23 protein-coding genes and 1 pseudogene are annotated in these 25,622 nt (G+C 49.0%); 9 read left to right on the top strand and 15 right to left on the bottom strand.

The annotated features are described in order from the left end of the window. The first annotated feature begins 61 nt into the window (after window positions 1-61). From mdsA to mdsC, 3 genes are read left to right on the top strand one after another with little or no spacing between them, the layout of a single operon-like run. A complete protein-coding gene (gene mdsA, locus ACLJZ5_RS06915) occupies window positions 62-1,288 on the top strand; it encodes a multidrug efflux RND transporter periplasmic adaptor subunit MdsA (protein ID WP_001254848.1) in 1,227 nt (408 codons plus the stop codon). Further along, window positions 1,285-4,452 carry a multidrug efflux RND transporter permease subunit MdsB gene (gene mdsB, locus ACLJZ5_RS06920; protein WP_024798174.1) on the top strand — a complete coding sequence of 1,056 codons (3,168 nt, stop codon included), beginning with the start codon at window positions 1,285-1,287 and terminating at the stop codon, window positions 4,450-4,452. Before mdsA ends, mdsB begins: the two co-directional genes overlap by 4 nt. 16 nt (window positions 4,453-4,468) lie before the next feature. Next, window positions 4,469-5,926: a multidrug efflux transporter outer membrane subunit MdsC gene (gene mdsC, locus ACLJZ5_RS06925; RefSeq protein ID WP_024798559.1), complete on the top strand. Its 1,458-nt coding sequence runs from the start codon at window positions 4,469-4,471 to the stop codon at window positions 5,924-5,926. A 69-nt stretch (window positions 5,927-5,995) separates the two neighbouring features. Here mdsC and ACLJZ5_RS06930 read toward each other — a convergent pair whose 3' ends face one another. The 9 genes and pseudogenes from ACLJZ5_RS06930 to ACLJZ5_RS06970 all read right to left on the bottom strand — a co-directional run bounded on the left by ACLJZ5_RS06930 (window position 5,996) and on the right by ACLJZ5_RS06970 (window position 12,746). Further along, on the bottom strand, window positions 5,996-6,355 hold the full coding sequence (locus ACLJZ5_RS06930; RefSeq protein WP_000722978.1) for a DUF4156 domain-containing protein: 360 nt from the start codon (window positions 6,353-6,355) through the stop codon (window positions 5,996-5,998). Window positions 6,356-6,412: 57 nt separating this feature from the next. Further along, window positions 6,413-6,637, bottom strand: a complete 225-nt coding sequence (locus ACLJZ5_RS06935) for a membrane protein (RefSeq protein WP_000737127.1) — start codon at window positions 6,635-6,637, stop codon at window positions 6,413-6,415. A 10-nt stretch (window positions 6,638-6,647) separates the two neighbouring features. Next, window positions 6,648-7,289: a helix-turn-helix transcriptional regulator gene (locus tag ACLJZ5_RS06940; RefSeq protein ID WP_000610824.1), complete on the bottom strand. Its 642-nt coding sequence runs from the start codon at window positions 7,287-7,289 to the stop codon at window positions 6,648-6,650. 143 nt (window positions 7,290-7,432) lie between these two features. Further along, window positions 7,433-7,957 (bottom strand): Ail/Lom family outer membrane beta-barrel protein, encoded by a 525-nt coding sequence (locus ACLJZ5_RS06945; RefSeq protein WP_024798016.1) that lies wholly within the window; start codon window positions 7,955-7,957, stop codon window positions 7,433-7,435. 401 nt (window positions 7,958-8,358) lie between these two features. Next, on the bottom strand, window positions 8,359-8,847 hold the full coding sequence (locus ACLJZ5_RS06950; protein ID WP_000545419.1) for a hypothetical protein: 489 nt from the start codon (window positions 8,845-8,847) through the stop codon (window positions 8,359-8,361). Next, window positions 8,820-9,563, bottom strand: coding sequence for a transcriptional regulator (locus ACLJZ5_RS06955; RefSeq protein ID WP_024798017.1), 744 nt, complete (start codon window positions 9,561-9,563; stop codon window positions 8,820-8,822). Before ACLJZ5_RS06955 ends, ACLJZ5_RS06950 begins: the two co-directional genes overlap by 28 nt. A 99-nt stretch (window positions 9,564-9,662) precedes the next feature. Further along, on the bottom strand, window positions 9,663-11,237 hold the full coding sequence (locus ACLJZ5_RS06960; protein ID WP_077914070.1) for an EAL domain-containing protein: 1,575 nt from the start codon (window positions 11,235-11,237) through the stop codon (window positions 9,663-9,665). Between the two features lie 501 nt (window positions 11,238-11,738). After that, window positions 11,739-12,039: pseudogene (locus ACLJZ5_RS06965) on the bottom strand (hypothetical protein). Beyond that, window positions 12,012-12,746, bottom strand: a complete 735-nt coding sequence (locus tag ACLJZ5_RS06970) for a transcriptional regulator (protein WP_001005866.1) — start codon at window positions 12,744-12,746, stop codon at window positions 12,012-12,014. Before ACLJZ5_RS06970 ends, ACLJZ5_RS06965 begins: the two are co-directional and overlap by 28 nt. Window positions 12,747-13,409: 663 nt before the next feature. Here ACLJZ5_RS06970 and ACLJZ5_RS06975 point away from each other — a divergent pair. From ACLJZ5_RS06975 to stbE, 5 genes are all read left to right on the top strand, one after another. Continuing rightward, complete coding sequence (locus ACLJZ5_RS06975) at window positions 13,410-13,946, top strand: fimbrial protein (RefSeq protein ID WP_000062033.1); 537 nt, start codon at window positions 13,410-13,412, stop codon at window positions 13,944-13,946. Between the two features lie 61 nt (window positions 13,947-14,007). Continuing rightward, on the top strand, window positions 14,008-14,769 hold the full coding sequence (stbB, locus tag ACLJZ5_RS06980; protein WP_000781492.1) for a fimbrial biogenesis chaperone StbB: 762 nt from the start codon (window positions 14,008-14,010) through the stop codon (window positions 14,767-14,769). Next, the gene (locus ACLJZ5_RS06985) at window positions 14,753-17,314 is read left to right on the top strand and encodes a fimbrial outer membrane usher protein (protein ID WP_024798020.1); all 2,562 of its coding nucleotides are present in this window, start codon (window positions 14,753-14,755) and stop codon (window positions 17,312-17,314) included. The genes stbB and ACLJZ5_RS06985 overlap by 17 nt, the downstream gene beginning before the upstream one ends. A 4-nt stretch (window positions 17,315-17,318) precedes the next feature. Further along, on the top strand, window positions 17,319-18,644 hold the full coding sequence (gene stbD, locus ACLJZ5_RS06990; protein ID WP_000899100.1) for a fimbrial usher protein StbD: 1,326 nt from the start codon (window positions 17,319-17,321) through the stop codon (window positions 18,642-18,644). After that, on the top strand, window positions 18,610-19,368 hold the full coding sequence (stbE, locus tag ACLJZ5_RS06995) for a fimbrial biogenesis chaperone StbE (protein WP_024798021.1): 759 nt from the start codon (window positions 18,610-18,612) through the stop codon (window positions 19,366-19,368). The genes stbD and stbE overlap by 35 nt, the downstream gene beginning before the upstream one ends. 47 nt (window positions 19,369-19,415) lie before the next feature. On the opposite strand, the gene ACLJZ5_RS07000 is transcribed toward stbE, so the two are convergent. Beyond that, window positions 19,416-19,814, bottom strand: a complete 399-nt coding sequence (locus ACLJZ5_RS07000) for a hypothetical protein (protein WP_024798022.1) — start codon at window positions 19,812-19,814, stop codon at window positions 19,416-19,418. A gap of 723 nt (window positions 19,815-20,537) precedes the next feature. Between ACLJZ5_RS07000 and ACLJZ5_RS07005 the strand changes: the two genes are divergently transcribed. Further along, window positions 20,538-20,810 (top strand): hypothetical protein, encoded by a 273-nt coding sequence (locus tag ACLJZ5_RS07005; RefSeq protein ID WP_001675688.1) that lies wholly within the window; start codon window positions 20,538-20,540, stop codon window positions 20,808-20,810. Here the strand turns inward: ACLJZ5_RS07005 and ACLJZ5_RS07010 are convergent. The 5 genes from ACLJZ5_RS07010 to leuC are packed head-to-tail and all read right to left on the bottom strand — an operon-like array spanning window position 20,755 to window position 25,610. Beyond that, window positions 20,755-21,720: a LysR family transcriptional regulator gene (locus ACLJZ5_RS07010; RefSeq protein WP_000859020.1), complete on the bottom strand. Its 966-nt coding sequence runs from the start codon at window positions 21,718-21,720 to the stop codon at window positions 20,755-20,757. The genes ACLJZ5_RS07005 and ACLJZ5_RS07010 overlap by 56 nt on opposite strands. Before the next feature lie 33 nt (window positions 21,721-21,753). Further along, entirely contained in the window at window positions 21,754-22,668 is a 915-nt protein-coding gene (locus ACLJZ5_RS07015) for an alpha/beta fold hydrolase (RefSeq protein WP_000105592.1), read from the bottom strand. Then, window positions 22,668-23,546: a fumarylacetoacetate hydrolase family protein gene (locus ACLJZ5_RS07020; protein WP_000780210.1), complete on the bottom strand. Its 879-nt coding sequence runs from the start codon at window positions 23,544-23,546 to the stop codon at window positions 22,668-22,670. Before ACLJZ5_RS07020 ends, ACLJZ5_RS07015 begins: the two co-directional genes overlap by 1 nt. Window positions 23,547-23,560: 14 nt before the next feature. Further along, window positions 23,561-24,187: a 3-isopropylmalate dehydratase small subunit gene (gene leuD / locus ACLJZ5_RS07025; protein ID WP_000379343.1), complete on the bottom strand. Its 627-nt coding sequence runs from the start codon at window positions 24,185-24,187 to the stop codon at window positions 23,561-23,563. 1 nt (window position 24,188) lies between these two features. Further along, window positions 24,189-25,610, bottom strand: coding sequence for a 3-isopropylmalate dehydratase large subunit (gene leuC / locus ACLJZ5_RS07030; RefSeq protein ID WP_024798023.1), 1,422 nt, complete (start codon window positions 25,608-25,610; stop codon window positions 24,189-24,191). Window positions 25,611-25,622: the final 12 nt, after the last annotated feature.

The raw sequence follows: 25,622 nt of genomic DNA on the forward strand, positions 1-25,622 counted from the left end.
CCAAAAATTCTGCGGCAGCGTTGCGGAATGGCCGACACGCTGCGGTAAAGAGGGAAACGACATGCGTAGAACATTCAAAATTATGTTGATAGCCGGCGTCATCGCCGCCATCGGGGGCGTGATTTACATGGCCGGCGAAGCACTATGGGATAAAGACAACGCCGTCGGACCACCGGCCAGCGCGCCGCCTCCGCCGTCGGTACCGGTTGCTAAAGCCCTTAGCCGTACACTCGCGCCTACGGCGGAATTCACCGGTTTTCTGGCCGCGCCGGAGACCGTGGAACTGCGTTCGCGCGTGGGAGGAACCCTTGACGCCGTCAGCGTTCCGGAAGGACGTCTGGTAAGCCGCGGACAACTGCTGTTCCAGATCGATCCGCGCCCGTTCGAGGTCGCCCTCGACACCGCCGTCGCGCAATTACGTCAGGCTGAAGTACTGGCCCGCCAGGCGCAGGCGGATTTCGATCGCATTCAACGACTGGTCGCCAGCGGCGCCGTATCACGTAAAAACGCTGACGATGTCACCGCCACGCGTAATGCGCGACAGGCGCAGATGCAATCGGCCAAAGCCGCCGTCGCCGCAGCGCGCCTTGAACTCTCCTGGACCCGTATTACCGCGCCCATTGCCGGACGCGTTGACCGCATACTGGTGACCCGGGGCAATCTGGTCAGCGGCGGCGTAGCGGGTAACGCCACGCTTCTGACGACTATCGTGTCTCACAATCCCATGTATGTGTATTTCGATATTGACGAAGCCACCTGGCTGAAGGCGTTACGGCATACCCGCTCCGACAAAAATCCACCGGTAGTCAACATGGGGTTAACCACCGATAACGGGCTGCCTTATCAGGGCGTACTCGACTTTATGGGCAATCAGATGAACCGCAGCACCGGCACTATCCGGGCACGCGCCGTGATTCCTGACCCCGACGGAATGCTTTCTCCCGGCCTGTTTGCCCGAATCAGTTTGCCCATCGGCGAGCCGCGGGAAACCGTGCTAATTGACGATCTGGCGGTGAGTGCCGATCAGGGCAAAAACTATGTGCTGATCGTCGGCAAGGAGAATCAGGTGGAGTATCGTCCGGTTGAGCTGGGACAAATGGTCGATGGACTCCGCGTCGTTACACAGGGAGTACTGCCGGGAGAAAAAATCATCCTCAAGGGGCTGGTGCGTCCTGGCATGACCGTTGCGCCGCGTCTGGTGCCGATGCGGCAGAATGTGACCGACAAACAGACCGCGACATTGACTAAAGCGGACGGCGACAGTGCGCCGAAGGCGGTGCGCCAATGAAATTCACCCACTTTTTCATTGCACGCCCCATCTTCGCCATCGTCCTGTCGCTGTTAATGCTGCTGGCTGGCGCTATCGCCTTTTTAAAACTGCCGCTGAGTGAATATCCGGCCGTTACGCCGCCCACGGTACAGGTTAGCGCCAGCTACCCCGGCGCTAACCCGCAAGTGATTGCCGATACGGTAGCCGCGCCGCTGGAACAGGTGATCAACGGCGTTGACGGCATGTTGTATATGAATACCCAGATGGCCATTGATGGCCGCATGGTTATCTCTATCGCCTTCGAACAGGGAACCGATCCTGATATGGCGCAAATTCAGGTGCAAAACCGGGTATCCCGCGCGCTGCCTCGCCTGCCCGAAGAAGTCCAGCGAATTGGCGTTGTAACGGAGAAAACGTCACCCGATATGTTGATGGTGGTCCATCTTGTCTCGCCGCAAAAACGCTATGACTCGCTTTACCTGTCTAACTTCGCCATCCGGCAGGTTCGCGACGAGCTGGCCCGTTTACCCGGCGTCGGCGATGTTCTCGTCTGGGGCGCGGGCGAGTACGCCATGCGCATCTGGCTGGACCCGGCGAAAATCGCCAACCGCGGTCTTACCGCCAGTGATATCGTTACGGCGTTGCGGGAACAAAACGTACAGGTCGCCGCCGGTTCCGTCGGGCAACAGCCGGAGGCCTCCGCCGCTTTTCAGATGACGGTGAACACGCTGGGCCGCCTGACCAGCGAAGAACAGTTCGGCGAGATTGTGGTAAAAATCGGCGCTGACGGCGAGGTGACGCGTCTGCGTGATGTCGCCCGCGTCACGCTGGGCGCAGATGCCTATACGCTGCGCAGTTTACTGAATGGCGAAGCGGCGCCAGCGTTACAGATTATTCAAAGTCCGGGCGCTAATGCGATTGACGTTTCTAACGCGATTCGCGGCAAAATGGATGAGTTGCAGCGAAACTTCCCGCAGGATATCGAATACCGAATTGCCTATGATCCTACGGTCTTCGTGCGCGCATCGCTACAATCGGTGGCGATTACGTTGCTGGAAGCCCTCGTGCTGGTCGTCCTTGTCGTGGTGCTGTTCCTGCAAACCTGGCGGGCGTCCATTATTCCTCTGGTGGCGGTTCCCGTTTCGCTGGTCGGCACCTTTGCCTTGATGCACCTGTTTGGCTTTTCGCTGAATACGCTTTCGCTGTTTGGTTTGGTCCTGTCGATAGGTATTGTTGTCGATGACGCCATCGTTGTGGTCGAAAACGTGGAACGGCATATCTCGCAGGGCAAAAGTCCCGGAGAAGCGGCAAAGAAGGCGATGGATGAAGTCACTGGTCCCATTCTTTCTATTACCTCGGTGCTAACGGCGGTCTTTATCCCTTCCGCATTCCTGGCGGGCCTGCAGGGTGAGTTTTATCGTCAGTTCGCGTTGACCATCGCTATTTCGACCATCCTTTCGGCCATTAACTCACTGACGCTCTCCCCTGCGCTGGCCGCCATTTTGCTAAGACCGCACCACGATACTGCGAAGGCTGACTGGCTAACGCGGTTGATGGGCACGTTCACTGGCGGTTTTTTCCATCGCTTTAACCGTTTCTTCGACAGCGCGTCGAACCGCTATGTTAGCGCCGTCCGTCGGGCCGTGCGCGGCAGCGTCATTGTGATGGTGCTCTATGCTGGCTTTGTAGGACTGACCTGGCTTGGCTTCCATCAGGTGCCGAACGGGTTTGTGCCTGCGCAGGATAAGTACTATCTCGTCGGCATCGCCCAGCTCCCAAGCGGCGCATCGTTGGATCGCACAGAGGCGGTCGTAAAACAGATGTCCGCTATCGCGCTGGCGGAACCCGGCGTTGAAAGCGTCGTCGTCTTCCCCGGTCTGTCGGTTAACGGCCCGGTAAATGTGCCAAATTCGGCGCTGATGTTCGCCATGCTGAAACCCTTTGACGAGCGTGAAGATCCTTCGCTTTCCGCTAACGCTATCGCCGGAAAGCTAATGCACAAATTTAGCCACATTCCCGACGGGTTTATTGGCATCTTCCCGCCGCCGCCGGTTCCAGGGCTTGGCGCGACGGGCGGCTTTAAATTGCAGATTGAAGATCGTGCGGAACTGGGATTTGAAGCGATGACAAAGGTGCAAAGCGAGATTATGTCTAAGGCGATGCAGACGCCCGAACTGGCCAATATGCTGGCCAGTTTCCAGACGAACGCCCCGCAATTACAGGTGGATATCGACCGGGTAAAGGCGAAATCAATGGGGGTATCGCTCACCGACATCTTTGAAACGTTGCAAATTAACCTCGGCTCGCTTTACGTCAACGATTTCAACCGATTTGGCCGCACCTGGCGGGTGATGGCGCAGGCCGATGCGCCATTCCGTATGCAGCAAGAGGATATCGGCCTGCTTAAAGTCCGCAATGCGAAGGGCGAGATGATCCCGCTTAGCGCTTTCGTCACGATTATGCGCCAGTCGGGGCCGGACAGAATCATCCATTACAACGGCTTCCCCTCGGTAGATATTAGCGGTGGACCGGCTCCGGGTTTCTCCTCCGGACAGGCGACGGACGCGATTGAAAAGATCGTGCGTGAAACGTTACCGGAAGGGATGGTCTTCGAATGGACCGATCTGGTTTATCAGGAAAAACAGGCCGGCAATTCTGCGCTTGCTATCTTTGCGCTGGCGGTGCTGTTGGCCTTCCTGATCCTGGCGGCGCAGTACAACAGTTGGTCGCTGCCCTTCGCCGTCCTGCTTATTGCGCCTATGTCATTACTCTCAGCCATTGTCGGCGTGTGGGTATCTGGCGGAGATAACAATATCTTTACGCAGATTGGTTTCGTGGTGCTGGTCGGCCTGGCGGCCAAGAACGCCATTTTGATTGTCGAGTTTGCCCGCGCCAAAGAACACGACGGCGCAGACCCGCTGACCGCCGTGCTGGACGCGTCCCGCCTGCGTCTGCGTCCTATCCTGATGACCTCATTCGCCTTTATCGCAGGTGTAGTACCGCTGGTACTCGCGACGGGTGCCGGCGCGGAAATGCGACATGCGATGGGCATCGCCGTGTTTGCCGGCATGTTGGGCGTCACGCTCTTCGGCCTGTTATTGACGCCTGTATTTTACGTGGTGGTTCGCAGGATGGCATTAAAGCGTGAGAACCGCGTTGATTCACATGATCAACAAGCATAATGATGGGAATGGCATAATGAAGATCACTTTTACAGGCTATCGGCAGACCGCCACGCTGGCGACGCTTGCTTTCGTCACCACGCTTGCTGGCTGTACGATGGCGCCGAAGCACGAACGCCCCACATCGCCGACTGCGATGGTCTATCCCTACGCAACGTCAACCGTTTCTGGCGCGCCGGATGCCGCTGACATTGGCTGGCGTGATTTCTTCCACGATCCGCTTCTACAGGAACTGATCGCGATCGCGTTACGCAATAATCGGGATTTACGCAAGGCAGGGCTCAATGTTGAAGCCGCCCGGGCGTTATACCGTATTCAGCGCGCGGAGATGCTGCCGACGCTCGGCATCGCCACCGCCATGGACGCCGGTCGCACTCCCGCCGATCTCAGCGTCACGGACGAGCCTGAGATTAACCGACGCTACGAGATGGCTGGGGCGACGACGGCCTGGGAACTGGATCTCTGGGGGCGAGTGCGAAGCCTTAGCGACCAGGCATTAGCCGCCTATATGGCGCTTGATGAGACGTACATTGCGGCGCGAATGAGCCTGGTTTCCGAAGTCGCCAGCGCCTGGCTGACGCTACGGGCTGACCGGGAGCTGCTGCGCTTAACCGAAGATACGCTGGCCGCGCAAAAAAGTTCATACACATTGACAACCCAGCTTGCCCGGACAGGCAACGCCACACAGCTCGATCTGCGTATGGCGGAGATCGCGCTGCGTTCTGCGGAAATCAATCGCGCGGCGTATACGCGACAGTTGGCGCGGGATCGTAACGCGCTTGAATTGCTGTTGGGCCAGCCGCTCACGCCTGAACTGTCGCGTCGACTAAACGAGGCGGTCACGCTTACGGAAGGCGCGATCCCGACCACTCTGCCAGGCGGATTACCGTCAGATCTGCTGGTACGCCGCCCGGATATTCGCGCCGCCGAGTACAGGCTGCGTGGCGCAAACGCCCGGATAGGCGCAGCGCGCGCCGCCTTCTTCCCGACCATCAGCCTGACAGGCGCGGCGGGAACGGCCAGCGCGTCTCTTAGCGGACTCTTTGAACCGGGATCGGGAAGCTGGCGTTTTCTACCGCAAATCACCTTGCCTCTCTTTCACGGCGGCGCATTACGCGCTGACCTGGATAGGGCGCATGTCCAAAAACAGATTGAAATCGCCAGGTATGAAAACGTTATTCAGCAAGCCTTTCGCGACGTGGCGGATGGTCTGGCGGGACAGCGTACGCTGAATGACCAGGTGCAATCAGAACAACGCGCAGTTGAAGCCAGCCAAATCGCCTATGAACTGGCCGGACTCCGTTTTCAGGAAGGCGTCGATGACTACCTTACGCTGCTTGATACCCATCGTATGCTTTATGGCGCGCAACAGCGCCTGGTGCGCACACGGCTCATGCAACAGCTGAATATCATTAATCTGTATAAAGCATTAGGCGGCGGTTGGCGAGAATACAGCGAGAAAAAGCAAGGTTAGCCCAAATAGCGCGCGCGTCGCCAGTGCGGCGCGCGCGCTAAACAGGCATATATTGCCTGCAAAATAAGGTTAACGAGGGCAACGATAAACGTTCCCGCTTAACGTGACATTGGTTTGTTTGCTTGAGCCCGAACCGTGCCATGAACTTCCTGTCTGGCCTGCACGCTGGGTTAACAGGACTACCGTATTTCCGCCCATTTTATAAGCTTTATTTTTCAGATCGTTACGGGCACCCGTTTCCAGGTTACTGTTGGAAGTCCAGCCACCGGTAAAGAAATTCCCCTGGCTGCCCGTGATATCCCCTAAGTAGCTGCATTCCTTACCTGGCTCGCTGGTCATCACCCGTACCTGTTCAGCGCCATAATTCAACGAATTAGCGCTACATGCGGTTAAAGCCAAGCCGACGAAACATACTAAGATCTTTTTCATACTAATACCTGGTCTATTAATCATTAAATAATAACGCGTTCTTGCTTCTGAACGCCGTCAAGGAACTATATTTAAGATGTAACGAATGTCTTTCATTTGCTGAAGAAAAGTCTCTGTCATGATGCTATCATGTATGCTTGAGGCTATTTCTTGTTCAGTTTTTTCAATATGCTCTCTGAGCCTTATTTTTGTTTTTTCGTCAAGCGCCGAGATAAGTATCTTAATGGCAAGCAGCATAGTAGGATTGATGCTTTCACACTCTCTCATCGTTAACTTTTTCATCTTGTTTGCTTCAAGCCTGATCGGCGTTTTTGTCTACACGGCAAATTTTAGATGCGAAGATATGGCGACTTCTTTGGTAAATAAATAGCAAATGGAAAAAGCGTTTGAAGCCATATTTACGACAGATACGCAATCTATGAATGTACAAAGTCTTACGACTCATGCCATAGCTACTGGCGATCTGACTCATCGACTTTTTATATAAAAAGTGCCATAACAACTCCTCCTCCTTTTTTGTCAACGGCGCAAGTTCACCGACCGCTACATCGTTTGCACAAGCGTATTTAATGAAATGCTCAATAAAAACAGGCTTTGCCAAATCGGGATCGATATCAGGATCTCTATCGCAGCCATGTGGATAAAGTTTTCCAATATCTCTGCGCGTGAGCCAGATTCGACGAGCATGTGGATAATGCTGCATGAGCGCCTTAAAACCTTTCCAGACCCCCTGAATCAAAACTCGTCCATCAATAATAATTATGATATCTTCGCTAGCTGATATCTGACACGAATTATATTCTCCATTGAGTGGGAACATAAAGCACTTCCCATCCTCAAAGAGTGAAGCGATGCCTAAATAAGTATAATAATCATCCGTTAAAACTATACCTATCGTTTTTAACGGAAGTTGTTCCGATAGTGAATTTATCATAATTTCATCAATAGAATAACGCTACGGTGAGTGTTTTATCTTCCTCTTAAGATTACCTGAGCGCTCATAACCATCCCTATTCTGTAGCAGCACCATATTATTTTTAATTCCTTGCCATAAACGTAACGCTTATACTTTTAATATCAGAAGCGATAACCTACGCTGACACCAAATGTATTGGCATCCACAGCGAAGAAACGGCTTGCTTCCCATGATGCATCGATAGATATACTCTTAACTGGATTAAATATTACGCCAGCGCCGTAGGCAAAGGAGTCTTCTTTTGAGTGTTTATTAAATTTCATCGTCGCTATACCCGCATTGCCGTACAGGCTCACATAGTCATTAAAACGATATGTTGGTCCAAACATCAAAGAACCATAGTCCACAGAATCGGAACCATTTTTATGCAATTTCCCCTCTTTCCAGGTGTAGTTCTCCATTTCATTGCGCGTCGCGGTGAATGAGCCTAACATCCCCCAGGTCTCATTAAACTCGTAACGATATTTAAAATTAAAGCCTCGCAGATCTTTGCTATCGCTATTTTTCAATGAACTGAGATGAGTTTGTGCATAACCAAACGATACGGTGTGCTGATCGTTAGCCAAAGCTAAAGGTGACGCTAATAATAAACCTAAAAAAACAAGGAACGAAGACCGTCTTTTCATTAAAACCACTCCATTTTTGATATATAATTAAGGCGGTACCGGAACTTATGGCACACAAATAGCATTTAGATTAAGAGCACCTAATGCGCTTATTACCAGTCATGCCAACTGCGGAGGTAATATAACCTGATATATTCGATAATGGATATGAAATCAGTCTTACAGAGTTCTTACTTTTTTATTAATGGCGGATTCATAGTTGCTTCAGACCCGATCCTGGCATCACATCCGTCAGGCGGACAGCGAGAGATTATCAGCGAGTATCAGTTACCTCCCTGACGAGTAAAAAATTCATAACTCATTGTTTTGCATGTATTTTAATTGATTATTGAGTTAACCTTTACCCTTGCGGAGGGCAATTTCGCAACTCGCTTTCTGACACATTCAGACAACATTCAGATCTACTGCGCGGTACAAACGTTATAAAGCTGCCGATTAAGAGAATAAAAAAAGGTTTTCTCACCCACTTTAGATATTCGAATCTCATTAGCCGCTTCCGGATGCAGAACCCGTAAATATGATAACAGATCGCCAGCCGTGTCCGTGGCAAAGACTTTTACCTGGGATACTTCGAACGTATAAACGCCAGGCGCTGTTCGATGTAAATTTTTCATATACACGTCCCGGTATAATATTTTTACACCGTTATCTTTTGTTTTTATTTCATATTGAAGCGTAATTCTCTTCATCTTAAAATCAAGAACAAGACTGCCATCGGCATGGATATCTTTAGGTTGTATCGTCGTTACCGTTCTTGTCGTACATAAAAATTCATTAGTATTAATAGAACTATGGTTACTGTTTCGTACCCAAACTACCATCAGTACGACTGAAACAGCCAACATTCCAAGCGTCGCCACGCTTAATAACGTTCTTTTATGGAAATGCATTTCGGCTCCGCTATATCAAGTTGGTTAAGACACTGGACAAAAATATTTGTATTAGGAACGCGAATGTAATAAATGATTTTTCCGTTTTGTTTATGTATTTCATTACTCATCTCAGAGTACGCTTCAACGATATCCGTCAGATGGGTTTTATCATGCCCGACACTATAAAAAGTGTATCCATCATACGAACCCTGGAGGGTAAAGTAATCAATATTTTCACCCTTAACTTTATACATCATAAAAAACATCAGAAGCGCGGCCAGGCAAAAGTAGAGCCAATCTTTTTTATTCACAGCGCCCGGTATTGGGGGGATAATAGTGTCATCGCGTCGCACTTCAACCGTCGATACTTCTGTTTCAGCAACAGCAGGCAACGGCGTATTTTGCGCCTCATCATTCAACGGTTCAATGGAAACTGAGAGTAAAACACCCACGCGAGGACGAGTCACAACAGACGCCCCCTTAAGACCAATTTTATCAAATGACCCTCGTAGCTGGTTAATCAATTTATAATAACTGGCATCAGAGACCACGACACCTTTGCGCCCCCAGACATAGTTAATTAAATCATCTTTTTTAAAAAGGCCTTCATGAAAAGCGATAAGCAAACTGCGTTCCGATTCAGATATCGTTATCGACTCTCCGGCGCAGGAAAGCGTCATTCGTTCACAATCAAGAATAACTCTTTTGTCAATCAGATAATTGTTCTGACTCATAAAAATATCCGCCCCAGTGCTATCACGTTTCTTCACGGCATAAACATATTACCAGGATATATCGCGCTATTGAATTTTTTTCCGTAGCGAGCTCCTGTATTATTCAGCCACCAGGCCGCTCGCAGATTCGTTTTCCCCCTTGAGCAAACCATTTTGCCTCTGGGCCGACTTGCCAAGCCAGCTCATAAAGTCATTAGCCCCCATCGGCCTGGCATAAAGAAATCCCTGAACGAATCCTACCCCGTGGCTTAAGATATAACGCAATTGGTGCTGGGTACTGACCCCTTCGGCAACCACATTGAGCCCCAGTCGCTGACTCAGCGTAATGATAGTATCCAGGACAGGAACATCATTGCTGCTGGTATCAATGGTATCGATAAACGTTCTGTCTATTTTAAGAGAGTCTACAGGTAATTGCTGGAGATAGGAGAGTGAGCAATAGCCGGTTCCAAAATCATCAATCGCTATTAACACGCCTTTTTCACGGAGCGTTGAAAGTTTTTCTGCGACCTGTGAAGGTTCTACAATCAGACTACGTTCGGTGAGCTCCAACATAAGCGTTATCGTTCCCAAACGAGTCCTGAGCGCCTCTATATCTTGTATAAAACCGTCATCCATAAGATGCGCAGGCGATATATTTACGCTGATATAGAAATCATCCGTTACAGTCCAGTTTATCACGTCATGAGCAATCAGTTCGAACAGATGACGAGAGAGTGGAATAATCATGCCTTCATTTTCTGCGGCGGTAATAAAAATATCGGGAGTTATAAAACGGCCATCCGGTTGCGGCCAGCGCATTAGCGCCTCCACGCCGCCGCAACTACCGTGTTTAACGTTAAAAACAGGTTGATAATGTACCGTAAACTCATTGTGCGTTATTCCCCTGGCAATCTCCCGGGCCAGAGATAAACGTTTTAAATACCAGCGCCTGTAGAACAACATCATCCCTACAGAAAGACACAATGACAGCGGAACAAAAATAAAAAGGTTTTGTAACCAGTATGCCGATAACGTTGAGAAAGGGGTTCGCACCATCAGCTGGATAGTGTGATCGGTTGAGGTGAAGCGCTGCGTTAAAAACGCCTTACCGCGCAACGTCGCAGCGCTGGTAATCGCCTCCCCTGCGCCGAATGTCAGGCTAAAGGCTGATGCTCTCTCTGCTGCCAATATCTCTATGAGCTCCTGGACATACTGCGAATCCACAATGACGAAGGCCGCTTTATTCGCTGCTACTTTTTTCACATAAACCACAACAAGGCGATCGGGTCCTTCGGCCATACTACCGATAGATCGCAACCACCGTTCCGGATAAGAAGCAGGTAAGGAAAGCCCTGCCAGCCGGGAAAAATGATAGCGTTCGGTTCCTGTGACAAAGGAGCAAGTGATATCACCATTTTCCAGAAACCCAATGTCACGTACATAAGGAGTGAAGGCCCGCGTTCTGGACAGTTCTTTCAGCGTATCAGTGCAGGAACTCTCAGCCAATCTGGCGGCTTTTCCGGCGACTTGCCAGGAGGCGGCAGATATATCCGCGCTAAACCGCAGCAGCGTATTGGCGCTGACGGCGATATCTCGTTTTAGCTGGAAGATACCCGCGAGTAACCCCACCAATATCATTACGATCAGTGGAACGGCAATAAACAACATCAGAAATAGCTTTCTTACTTTCAAATCATTGCCCTCTTACCGGCCTTCCTTTTGCCACTGTACGCTTTTATAGGATAACTAAAGTAACATTAATATAGAAAAGCAATATTGAGAGATAGGTTATACGTTCTTAATGATAGCAAGATGGCACTCCCTGTGCCGAAAATAGACAAGAAAATATCAATACCCAACAGGTGCAGGATACTATCGTTAAAATAAGCGATAGCAGATATCTAAATTCAATATGTTAGCCAGATGCCAGGTTCGCTGCCTGATGAGGCATAACCATCACGGAACGAATTCCCATCAATACAGGGATTATTGGCTACAACTCAACGTTACTACTGGTGGTACACACATTATACAAATGTCGATTAAGCGAAAACATGTAGGTATTTTTCCCAATTTTGACCATCTTTAACTCATTAATCGTACCAGGCTGTAACAGTCTCAACCAGGAAAACAAATCGCCAGCAGTATCAGACTCAAAAGTCTTAACTGAATTGACTTTAAAAGTAAATGTTTTTATACCCGTTCTGCGCAGTTTGCTGATGCAGATATCACGAAAAAAAAGCCGTTTCTCTTTCGTATCGGTAGTAACATCGTAGTGTAGGGTAATCCTGCCGGATTTAAGATCCAGCACAAGTCCACCATCCATGTACAATTTTCGTGGTTCAATATACGCTTCTGATTTTGTCGTGCATATAAGATTATTGGTTCTATAAGAGTCACGATTTACCCACTCAAGCGCTATTACCGATCCGATTGCGACAATGGCGATAAATATTACAAATATAATCAGTAACGTTCTTTTACTGTAATACATTTTGGCACCGCCATTTCAACAGGATTTAAGCATTGCAGAAAAATATTCATGTTAGGCTCCCTGATATAATAAAGATGGCGTCCATTTTGCCGGTAAATTTTAATTTTTAGAGAGTTAAAAGCAAAAACTACTTCACTTAATGTGACCTTATCCTCTTTTGTTTTATAGATTGCATAATCGTTATATTCGCCAAGATATGTAAAAAAACTATCAGGGCTGTTACGAACAGGCGCTTTATATATAGTAAATACACCATAGAGCAATGCCAGAAGAATGGCTCCTGTTAATACCACAAATACGCTGTGACGTTTAATTTTGTAAAATATGTTCTCCCGAGTCGGGGTGCCTTTAACGTTTTCATCACTCACCTTTAGGGAGGTGATTTTTTTTATAGGTTCAATAGCAACAGACAGCGATACCCCCACCCGAGGGCGAGTTACGATGTCAGATGACTGTAGACCGATGCTACTAAAATCATTTCTCATTTGATTAATGAGTTTATAGTAACTTGATTCTGAGACGCAGCCTCCACGATTTTCCCAAACAAAATGAATAATATCTTCTTTTTTGTAAAGACCATGCCAAAAAGCAAGAAGCAGATGGGTCTCAGCTTCTGATATTCTGATTATCTCATTACCATGCGATAAGGTCATCTTCGTACTATCAAATACAACACGCTTATCAAGTAAAAATATGCTTTCATTCATGACAATCCTAAAGGTAACTGCATCCATCATTCAGACGACATATTATCATGCTCAAAAAAGAATTCAGCCCCCTAATTAACCTGAGTTTAACTTATAAGTCTCACTTATAGTAAACAATAATTGACACAAGTATTACCTGCACATTACAAATCAAACAGTTATAGGTAAATCCGAACACTTTTCTTTACCTTAACGCAAACTCAGGAAACTTCTGAAAGGCCAAAAGTAAGAAAAAAGTAAGACTAATTATACTGTTTCAGAAGCACATTTCAGAAAATTTACCTTAATCTCACCATCGTATTATCCATCGGGAGGTTTAACTGATACGGATTTTACATAGCAAAAATGTGCAGGTTTGTATTGCAACATAGTCTATCTATTCAGACGCGGAGAGAATTGTTATCGGATTACACTCAATCAAATGATAACACTATCAGTTGTACTAATGAGATGTATGGACGAAAGCGCTTATCGCTCTATTTCATGATAAGAGAAATAAGTCTGTTTGTTTTATATCGCATTATCAATAGTCAGGAGGGTATAGCTCACATCCAAAAATAGAGTTAATGATCGTTATTTTTACCACTCCTCCATAAGCACGAAACATTCGGGCGAATTGCACTCGTCCTGAAAAAGTAAAGATTAATACAGGAACATTATCATATGTCTATGAAAAAATATTTAGCAATGATCACAGGCTCACTTCTTGTCTCCAGCAGTGCGATGGCTGTTTCTGATAACACCATCACCTTTCAAGGGGAAGTCTCTGATGAAACATGCTCTGTCGTGATTAATGGTAATCAGGCTAAACCCGTCGTGTTATTACCAACAGTAAGTACTAAAGATTTATCAGAACAAGGGAAAACTGCGGGGCCAATAACGTTTGATATTGGGCTGTCCGGGTGTACCGGCTCTAAGGACAAAACAACAAAAATTTCCACTGTCTTTGTCGGTAATCAGGTCACCAGTAACGGTAACCTGGGTAATACTGGCAGCGCGAAAAATGTTGAAGTCCAATTACTCGACACTTCAGGGGAGCCAATCAATCTGACCGGCGGCTTTACTGGCGACGGCGACCTACAGCTGGAACCAAATGCTTCTGAAGCGAGCGCGACTTATACCGCGCGGTATTACTCTACCGGGAAAGCAGAGGCTGGGACAGTCGCTGCCACCCTACAATACGCCGTTTCGTATAAATAATTGTCGCTACGGTCTGGCGTTGAAACGCCAGACCATTTTCAATCGCCAGGGAGTTGTTGAGATGAAAATGGATACCCGACATTCCGCATTATATTACTTAATAGTTTTTCTATTGCTGGCCCTACCCGCCACAGCATCGTGGGCGAGCGTTACTATTTTGGGTAGCCGAATAATTTACCCATCAACAGCCTCCTCCGTAGATGTGCAGTTAAAAAATAATGATGCAATACCTTATATCGTACAAACCTGGTTTGACGATGGCGATATGAATACCAGCCCGGAAAATAGCAGCGCGATGCCATTCATTGCCACGCCGCCGGTATTTCGTATTCAACCCAAAGCAGGCCAGGTGGTACGTGTAATTTATAACAACACGAAAAAATTGCCGCAGGATCGTGAGTCAGTATTCTGGTTTAACGTATTACAGGTACCACCAACGAATATTGGCAGCGACAGTGGGCAAAATAAAATGTTGGTGATGCTGCGCTCAAGAATAAAACTTTTCTATCGTCCTGACGGGCTAGGTAAACCTGATAATCTGGCGAAAAAACTACAGATTAAAACGGTAAATAAGGGTTCCGGAAAAAGCGGTATTGTTATTGTTAATCCGCAGCCCTGGTTTGCCTCTTTAAGTAACCTGAATGTAAAAGTGAACGGCGCTTCGTATAACCTGGATGCTGACATGATTGCTCCTTTCTCCAGTCAAACCTGGTGGCTGCCGGGCAAACGGTCACTCAAATCCTTCTCCGGTACAGTCACCGTTACTTTGGTTAACGACCTGGGCGCAAGGATAAGCGAGAGCTACGATGTCCCCCACCATTAATTTGAACCGCAAAAGCCTTGCGCTATTGATCGCCATAGTTTGCTCAGGCTCCGCGCAAGGTGAAGAGTATTATTTTGATCCTGCGCTACTTCAGGGGGCCACTTACGGACAAAATATTGCCCGTTTTAATGAACGGCAAACGCCTTCCGGAGACTATCTTGCCGACGTTTACGTTAATGGCACGCTGGTAGCCTCGAGCACTAATATTCGATTTAATGCTGTAAAAGAGGGTCAACAGGCTGAACCCTGCCTGCCCTTATCGGTGATGAAAGCAGCACAGATAAAATCACTCCCCGCGACCGACGCTGCGACCGAGTGTCGCCCGCTCAGGGAGTGGGTGCCTCATGCCGGTTGGCAATTTGATAGCGCCACGCTTCGCCTGTTGCTGACGATTCCAATGACCGAACTTACGCACAAACCGCGCGGTTATATCTCCCCTTCAGAGTGGGATAGCGGCGCGCTGGCGCTGTTTTTACGCCATAACACAAACTGGACCCGCACCGAAAATACCGACAGCCATTATCGCTACCAATACTTATGGAGCGGTTTAAACATGGGCGTTAACCTCGGACTTTGGCAGGTCCGTCATCAAAGTAATCTGCGCTATGCCAATAGCAACCAGAGCGGAAGCGCCTGGCGCTATAATAGCGTTCGAACCTGGGTGCAAAGACCTGTCGCGTCTATTAACAGTAGACTGTCGCTGGGCGATAGCTATACGGACTCCAGCTTATTCGGCAGTCTGTCTTTTAACGGAGCTAAACTAGTCACCGACGAGCGGATGCGCCCGCAGGGCAAACGCGGTTATGCGCCGGAAGTTCGGGGCGTAGCGGCCAGTAGCGCGCACGTGGTAGTAAAACAACTGGGGAAAGTGATTTATGAAACCAACGTTCCGCCGGGCCCATTTTATATTGACGATCTGTACAACACCCGTTATCAAGGCGATCTGGAGGTAGAGGTTATCGAGGCCAGCGGTAAAACCTCACGTTTCACCGTGCCTTATTCTTCCGTGCCGGATTCGGTACGTCCCGGTAACTGGCACTATTCGCTGGCCTTCGGCAGGGTTCGTCAGTACTACGATATTGAAAATCGTTTCTTTGAGGGAACGTTCCAGCACGGCGTTAATAACACCATTACCCTCAACCTCGGTTCACGAATTGCGCAGCGTTACCAGGCATGGCTGGCGGGCGGCGTCTGGGCCACCGGTATGGGCGCGTTCGGCCTTAACGCCACCTGGTCGAATGCGCGCGCAGAGCATAACGATCGCCAGCAAGGCTGGCGCGCGGAACTCAGTTACAGCAAAACGTTTACCACCGGCACTAACCTGGTACTGGCGGCTTATCGTTATTCAACCAACGGCTTTCGCGATCTTCAGGACGTGCTCGGCGTACGCCGGGAAGCAAAAACGGGGATTGATTACTACTCCGACACGCTGCATCAGCGCAATCGCCTGTCCGCGACGGTAAGCCAGCCGTTAGGACGGCTGGGCACGCTTAACCTCAGCGCCAGCACCGCAGACTACTACAATAACCAATCGCGTATAACACAGCTACAAATGGGGTATAGCAACCAGTGGCGGAATATAAGCTACGGGGTGAATATCGCACGACAGCGCACCACCTGGGATTACGATCGCTTTTATCACGGCGTTAACGAACCACTGGACGTGAGTAGCCGACAAAAATATACCGAAACCACAATGTCGTTTAATGTCTCTATACCGCTGGATTGGGGCGAAAACAGAACGTCTGTCGCCATGAATTATAACCAGTCCAGTCAAAGCCGTTCCTCAACCGTATCCATGACCGGCAGTAGCGGTGAAAACAGCGACCTGTCATGGTCGGTTTATGGCGGCTACGAGCGTTATCGCAATAGTAATAGCGATAGCAGCGCGCCAACGACGTTTGGCGGTAATCTACAACAAAACACCCGGTTTGGCGCACTTCGCGCCAACTATGACCAGGGTGATAACTATCGTCAGGAAGGACTGGGCGCGTCCGGCACCCTGGTACTCCACCCTGGCGGTCTGACGGCTGGACCCTATACCAGCGATACCTTTGCGCTTATTCATGCCGATGGCGCGCAGGGCGCGATCGTACAAAATGGCCAGGGCGCTGTGGTTGATCGCTTTGGTTACGCCATTCTGCCTTCGTTATCTCCTTACCGCGTCAATAACGTTACGCTCGATACCCGTAAGATGCGCAGCGATGCCGAACTGACGGGAGGAAGTCAGCAGATTGTGCCCTATGCCGGCGCCATCGTGCGTGTCAATTTCGCCACTATCAGCGGCAAAGCGGTGCTGATCTCCGTGAAGATGCCGGATGGCGGCATACCGCCAATGGGCGCTGATGTTTTCAACGGTGAAGGCACAAACATCGGCATGGTCGGCCAGAGTGGGCAGATTTATGCCCGTATCGCCCATCCGTCGGGTTCTCTACTGGTGCGCTGGGGAACAGGGGCAAACCAGCGTTGCCGGGTTGCCTACCAACTCGATCTTCACACCAAAGAACCGTTTCTCTATCTGAACAAAATCTGCGAGAAGGAATAGCACAATGCTTTTTAGTTTCCGAACGCTATTGTTTATCACCAGCCTGTTCGTCAGCGCCGGAACATGGTCGTCATGTATCAAAGTCACCGATAAGAGCGCGCTCTCTGACGCGGCGATAAAAGCGGGCTACACGGCGCAAAACTGGATCGGCGCAACTGACACAAATACCGGTAATATCGGTTTGCCAACGGTGATTAGCGTCAGTAATAGTGAAACATTTCAACCCTCCGGCACACTATTGGCCAGTGGGATCGGTAACTTCCTGACGGCCGCCACCGGCACGCCCTATTCCAGTAAACAGGTACTTTACCGCTGCGATACCGCCGATGCCGGGAAGCTCTATGAGATGTATTCGACAAATGGCGATAGCGCTTTTGCGGGGGCATTTTTTACTCCCGAAGTAGAAGGCGCCTATTATGATGTGGAGCGTAATGTTGCTGTCCGTATGACAAACCTCAGTACCGGCGAATATTACAGCCGTTTCTGGAAAGAACGCCAACTTACCGCAGACAGTTGGTTTCAGGATGACAAATATATTTATATTCCTGCCAGCGCGTTTAGCAACGTGTTATATGAGATGTTTAAAATTGACTCAAGAAAATATTTTGCCTACCAGAATCCAATGGACCGAGATACCTGGACGCAGCCTCGGGGTTATATCGCGTTTAAAGGCCCAGGCTTGATTACCGAGCGGATCAAAGCGGGACTGGATCATGCCAGCGATTATTATGGCTGGCCCAGCTATTGGCCCGGGGCATGGAGTACATATAATAGCGTCACCTATGTTCGCGGCGCGTTATGTAAAATCACAGATTATCCTGCGATCGTGAAAATTCCCCCTGTCGCCGTCGGCATATTAGCCGCCGGAGGCAATAGCCAGGCGCCTTTCCACGTCAGCCTGGAATGTGAGTCCGGCGCCGTGTCCAGTGCCCTCCCGTCCACCAGCGCCGCTAATGTCGCAATGGGGTTTGTCGTTAATCAACCCACCGCCGTGGCGGCGGCGCGTCGTCTGGGGCTAACCACATCCGCAGGCGGTCTGTCGTGGCTACTGGACACCCATTATGGCGAACCTGGCGTAGCTTCCGGAGTGGGTATCCGCATCTATAACGATGCCGGTACGCCAATTAACCTGTTACCCGATCGGATCAAGACAGGCACTGGCAACGCCCGAGGCTGGTATGGCTATAAAGATTTAACCACACGGGTATCATCCGGTTCAGTAGAAACCTATAGCGGTGATTTTACTGCCTCGCTTGAGGCGATCGGCGGACAAACAGTAACGGCAGGAAGCGTGAATGCGCAATTACAGGCAGTGGTTAGTTTTCAGTAAAGTCATATTAACGCTACTTGGGTTGACGGGATGGTATGGCCCGGCACAAGCTGCCGTTAATATTGACAGAACCCGAATTATTTTTGCTTCAGATGAGGTCGCTCAATCGTTGACATTATCCAACGATAATACAACGCCGATGCTGTTACAGGTATGGACCGACGCCGGAAACATTGACGCCTCTCCGGATAATAGCAAAACGCCGCTGGTGGCGCTGCCGCCGGTATTTAAAATGCAGCCAGGAGAACTGAGAACGCTTCGCCTGCTCCTGAGCTCCCGCCAGCAGCTTGCAACGGACCGGGAGAGTCTCTTCTGGCTAAACATTTATCAGATACCGCCAGTCACCCAGGACATTAAAAACCACCCGCGAAAACTGGTATTACCGCTTCGTTTGCGGCTAAAAATTTTAATTCGCCCGACCGGATTAAAAGCGCCAACGGAAGCGGAGGAGAAAAAATTACGCTTTATTGCTAAAGAGAATACTATACGGATAGTTAACCCCACCTCGTGGTATATGAGTTTAACGTTAACGATGGATAACAAGAAAAGTATCGGCGATATCATGGTTGCGCCGAAAACAGCACTTGATGTGCCGCTAACACGCTCGCCAACGCCGGGAGCATCGATAAATTATGCAGTAATCAATGATTCCGGGAACTGGCGACAATATACCGCCATGCTGGAAAAATATATTAGTAAGAGTAATTTTATTGCTGAGTTTTGATGGGAAATATTCAGGGATACGATCGTATCCCTGAGACAGGCCAGAATTCAGCATGTACCATTGTCAAAAATAGCATTAAGCTGATATTTTACTTTTTGCACGGCATCTTTGTTCTGTTGAGTTCCCTTCTCCTCAACAGACATATTCCATACATTTTCATTATCTGATTCAATTAATGTGTAGAACGTATTATTATTACGCATCATATAACCGCGAAAATTATTTTCGATGCCCGTTGTCACAGGCTTAGCAGCCCCTGAAATAACAGACTCCGTCTCTTTATTGAAAAGGTGATATTGAATATTTGCGCAGTTTAAATCACAGGGGGAACATTTAAGATTTAAAACAAGCAGTATCGTGTTATTTTCAAAAACAAGGGCATAATGATTGCTGGCAGATGAACATAACGGGAATAGCGCGAGAAGGAGAATTATTATCAATTTCATATTGTTATATAGACTCCATCAAAGAAAACTTTCATTTCACTTGTTCTTCTGTTAACTCACCCTTTCATTTCACGCCCCTGAGAATAGCGAAAGGCATACCATGCAGAACGAATGCTTTCCGAACTGACGTCCTCATAGACATTTATACCATGCTCAGCAAGTATGCGAGAAAGAAAATGAGAAGATTGTTATGACAGAAAAGGTTGTAACGATAACAGGAACAATACCTATTTCATATTCATTTAATTAATAATATTAATTTTCTATTTCATCTTTGGTGATACCCCCAATGGATTTTCCGCCTATAATGCTGCACAGGTAGCTACTTCTCTTTTGCTGTGAGAAAACATTACATTGGTATAACTAATGAGAATGAGCAGAGGCATTAAGTCACGTAATATTGCGTTTCCTCTGTTAAGGCTTTTGTGTGAAAAGAGCATTACTTTTAGTCAGTTAGGTAGCATTACATAAGCATAACTAAATTTGAGAAAACCTCGAAAAATCAGCATATTGAATTGATGGATGGTATTGTTTTTTAAAGAATTTTAATTACCAACCTGCGATAATACGCTTAAGATGAACACATATCTATTGAGCTAAAGTAGTCGCTCAATCAATCTGATTGTTATGGAGTGAGTGTGTGATACTTACAATGCCATCCAGCCGATACCAATAGAATTCTCAACCTCCGATAATCGTTACCCAAAAATCAGGAGATAAAATATGACGTTAAAACCAGGTGAGAAATCCGGTAATAATGGAGGTATCTATGTGGAGGTTGGGCCTCGTGGTGGGATAAAAGATAACTTCGCCACGATAGCGGAAACAAAACCGCGCCACCAACGCAACGCCCTAAAAGCTACTGGGTGCTGGCAAAAAGAACACCTAACAGTAAACGTAAGTCAGAGCATCTGGCGCCACGACAGTTGGCGCCGACTGATCACAGTACGCCCGGTGCTTTACCGCCTGGCAAGCATTGTGCAAGATGCTCCGTGAGGAAATCGATGCAGATTTTGATACGATCAGAACTTGATGAACGCCGGGTATATACAGCCCAGATATTCGCTTCCTGATACCACTGAGGCAACACGCGAACCAGCTCACCTCGTTCAATATACTGCGCAACATCCCATTCCGACCGCAATGTAATGCCATGGCCTTTCAGGGCCCAAATAAGCACCACACTGCCGCTGTTGGAAGAATGAAAACCGTTTAGTCGGCAATGTGTCTGCTGCTTACCGTCCGTTAATATCCAATTGCCAAATGCCGAGTTTTTTTCCTGAATCATTAGGCAATCGTGCTGCACAAGCGCACTAACAGACTCTGGCTTGCCGTGGCGTTCGAGGTATTCAGGGGAAGCACACAGGATCCGTCGATTAGTGGCTAACTGCCGTGCGATATACAATTCGTTGATATCATCCCCAACGCGAATTTCAATATCGATCCCCTCTTCCACCAGATCCACTTCACGATCCGTTAGCGTGAGTTTTACCGTAATATCAGGATAGGCGATCATAAATGACGACAGCGCCTCTGCGACATATTTATGCCCAAAACCAAATGAGCAGTTGATGGTGATATTACCAGCCAACACACCACGTTGATTATCCAAACGACTGACAAAGCCATCCATTTCACTGACGACCTGCATAGCCCCACACAGCGCATTTTCGCCTTCCGGTGTGAGACGCATCACTCTGTTATTTCGAAAAAAAAGCCGGGCGTTGAGACATTTTTCAAGGATAGCGATACGTTTGCTGATATAGGAGGGAGATAACCCCAGCTCCAGCGCTGCCCGGGCAAATCCACCGTTGCGAGCAACGGTGACAAAAACGAAAAGATCTTCAACAGAAGGCCAGCCCTCAAGGGGCTGGCGATGTTTTTTTCCTACAGGTGTCGTTTTCATAGCATCAGTGCGAAGTTGCAAAGGATGACCGAGTTATAACACTGAATGTAAAAAGGACTGAAGTTTCTGGATAAAGTACTCAGGACACTCTTCCTGCGGGGAGTGTCCGCAAGGCAATGCTTCCCCCTGAACGTTTAGCGCCTTTTCTTTCCAGGTACCAACCACATCATATAGTTGCCCTACCGTTCCCAGCCCTCCCCACAGCAACTGTAACGGACACCGGATACGCGCCGACGTATCTGCGGCATCATCGTCCAAATCAATGGTCGCAGCAGCCCGGTAGTCCTCACAGATCGCGTGGATCATCTCAGGGTTCTGGTAACAGCGCAGGTATTCATTGAATGCTTCCTGCGAGGTCGCGCCCTCTATTTTTAGCTGGCCAGAAATATGCTTACGCAGAAAAAATGCCGGATCGTGCGCAATCATCGTTTCGGGTAACGGGAAAGGTTGAATCAGGAAAAACCACCAAAAGTAACGCGTAGCAAAGGATTTATCGGTCAAGGCGTACATCGTCGCGGTTGGAGCAATGTCGATAAAAGTACAACAGGTCACACGATCCGGATAATCCAGCGCGAGCCTGTGTCCTACGCGTCCGCCACGATCGTGCCCTACGAAGGCAAAACGGGAAAAGCCGAGCGCATCCATTAACATGACGATATCCTGCGCCATGGTGCGCTTTGAATAGGTACGGTGCGCCGGATCGCTCGTTGGTTTATCGCTGTCGCCATAGCCACGCAAATCCGGCAAAATGACTGTATGATTTTGCGCCAATGTCGGTGCAACTTTCCGCCATGTTGTATGATTCTGCGGATGCCCATGTAGCAGTACCAAAGGTGAACCGCTGCCTCCGATAGCCACTCTTACCGTCAGACCATTTTCCAGACGAACATCCTTGAGCGCAAACCCCGGAATAAACGGAGAGGCGCCGCATTCAATCAGTGTACTCATCACTTTCTCCCGTCATGCCAGCTAACAGATGATGTTAAATAACGGCTATCCCGGACGACATTGCGCAGGGTTCCAATATGTTCAATCTCAACTTCAATAACATCACCATCGTGTAAAAACAGCGGTGGAACGCGTTTTTTGCCCACTCCACCAGGCGACCCTGTGAGGATCGTGTCGCCAGGGGAAAGCAGAGTAAATGTACTTATATAAGCAATGAGTGAAGCGATAGGATGGATCATATTTGCCGTAGATTCGTTCTGCACCTCCCGCCCGTTTAGTCGTGTCAGTAAACGTAGCATCTGGGGATCGGGAATGTCGTCTGTGGTCACCAGACACGGACCGAATGATCCTGTCGAAGGCCAGTTTTTTCCAGCCGTAAACCAGCTATGCTGCCAGTCCCTCACTGAACCATCCATATAGCAGCTGTATCCGGCGACATAATCTAAAGCATCCTCAGCGCTGACCCGGGAGCATCGCCGCCCAATCACTACGGCTAATTCACCTTCGTAGTCGAACTCATTGGTATTTTCAGGCTTCAGCAGCAGGCCATTATGCCCGGTCTGAGAATCCGCAAAGCGGACAAAAAGGGTTGGGGCCGGGTTGGTTTCATTAAACTCAATACGCTTATCGGCGTAATTCATTCCGACACAGATGATCTTCTGCGGATCGTCAATCACCGGCAGAAAAGTGACTTCCTGGTAGTAATAATCCGCCGGCTCATCACACCATAACGCCGCATCCGTCAGCGCATTAGCGCACAGTAGAGATTTCAAAGTGGGATATTTGTCACCAAGCCGCTGCGAGAGATCAATTATTCCGGTTTCCTGCATAATGCCGTAGCGTTTGCCACCGTTCACAAGATATTGAACCAGTTTCATTGCAGTCTTCTTCCTTAACCGCGCGGGGATGCAGGGCGTTTTAACCACGGCCGCCGTGAATAATGCGCAACCTCAAAATTTTCAATCTCCGGCAAGTATTGCAATGTCCAGGCTATCGCATCTTCGCCTGCGGCCAGCATCGCCCGTTTGAGTTCACTGATCACAAAGGAGATCGTTTCCTCTGCCGTCGTAATTTCGCAGCGATCGAGTGAAACAGTGATAGAATTGGTATCAGCACTCGCGGCAAGCTGCGCCAGGCGCGCCAAAGCAGGTTCATCTAATGAGACCGTGAGGATCCCGTTGCGTTGGCAGTTATCATCGAAAATTCCTGCAAAGGTGCTACCTATCAGCCCCCGTACTCCCAGTTGTTTTAATCCCCATACGGCGTGTTCACGACTCGATCCACAGCCAAAATTGGGGCCAACCAGCAGGAATGTCGCGCTCTGCCAGCCCGGCATGTTCAGAATAAAATCAGGATTTGGTTGGCCGCCAGCCATAAAGCGACGATCGAAAAACACCCCTTTATCCAGCCCCTGGCGATCGATCCCTTTCAGGAACTGTTTTGGCATAATCACATCAGTGTCGATATTCGGTTCCAGCATCGGCGCAATTCGCCCGCTGATTTGCTTAAACGTATCCATCTTATTCCCCTGCCTGAAGTAATGACCGAACATCGACCAGATGCCCCGCTACCGCCGCCGCCGCAACCATCGCCGGGCTCATCAAATGCGTTCTTGCTCCAGCGCCCTGTCGTCCAGGGAAATTACGGTTCGTACCTGATGCACAGCGATCGCCGGGCGACAACACATCTTCATTCATCGCAAGGCACATTGAGCAACCCGACTGCCGCCATTCAAAACCGGCAGCAATAAAGATTTTCGCCAGTCCTTCTTCTTCCGCCTGGCGTCTTACCATTGTTGAACCAGGCACAATGATCCCGCGAACATGGCTGGCGATTTTGCGCCCTTCAAGCACCTTCGCAACGGCACGCAAATCCTCAATGCGACCATTTGTGCATGAACCAATAAAAGCGTGAGAGATACGAATATCTTTCAGCAACATGCCAGCCGTTAATCCCATGTAATGAAGGGCCTTCTCAAGCGCCAGGCGCTTAAGCGGATTGGTTTCCTGTTCCGGGAAAGGGACACGTCCGGTGATGGAACCTGTTTGATCCGGACTGATTCCCCAGGTGACTTTAGGCTCAAGATCATGGCAGTTGATCGCCACCGTCTTATCAAATACCGCATCAGCATCGCTGCTCAACTGTGACCATTCCAGCAATGCCTGCTGCCAGAGTTCACCTACAGGCATTTGCGGTTTACCGTAGATATAGTCAAAAACCTTTTTATCCGGCGCAATAATGGCACCACGCGCCCCCGCTTCTACCGCCATGTTGCAGAGCGTCATTCGTCCTTCAACGCTCAACGCGCTGATGGCCTCACCCACAAATTCAATGGCATATCCGGTCGCGCCATCAGCGCCAATACGTTCAAGCAATTCAAGAACAATATCTTTTGCGGAACAGGCGAAAGGTAGCTCTCCCTGAACACTTACGCGCATGGTTTTGAGCTTGCGGTAAACCAGCGTCTGCGTGGCCAGCAGATGTTCAATTTCCGACGTCCCGATACCAAAGCCCAGCGCGCCAAATGCACCGTAGGTTGTCGTGTGACTATCCCCGGCGGCGATCACCATGCCAGGCATCACTAGCCCTTGTTCATGAGCAACCACGTGTTCAATCCCCTGACGCGGATCCAGCACATCAAATAATGTGATGCCAAAGTCAGCGGCATTTTCCCGAAAGTAATCAACCTGTAGCTGTCCTCCCGGATCGGTCATTAAGTCATCCCGTTGCGACCGCGTGGGATTAACATGGTCAATATTCAATAAAAACGTGTCGGGGTGCCGAACGGTGCGGCCGCGTTCTCTTAACCCGCTAAATGCCTGCGGGCTGGTATATTCATTCAGTATTGAACGATCAATATAAAGTAAAACATGTCCTTCGTTATCAAGTTCACGAATGGTATGTGACTCAACTAATTTTTCATACAGCATTTTAGCAGACATATATATTCCTGG

It is taken from the genome of Salmonella sp. 5800, assembly GCF_046558195.1.
In the GTDB taxonomy this organism is placed as follows: domain Bacteria; phylum Pseudomonadota; class Gammaproteobacteria; order Enterobacterales; family Enterobacteriaceae; genus Salmonella; species Salmonella enterica.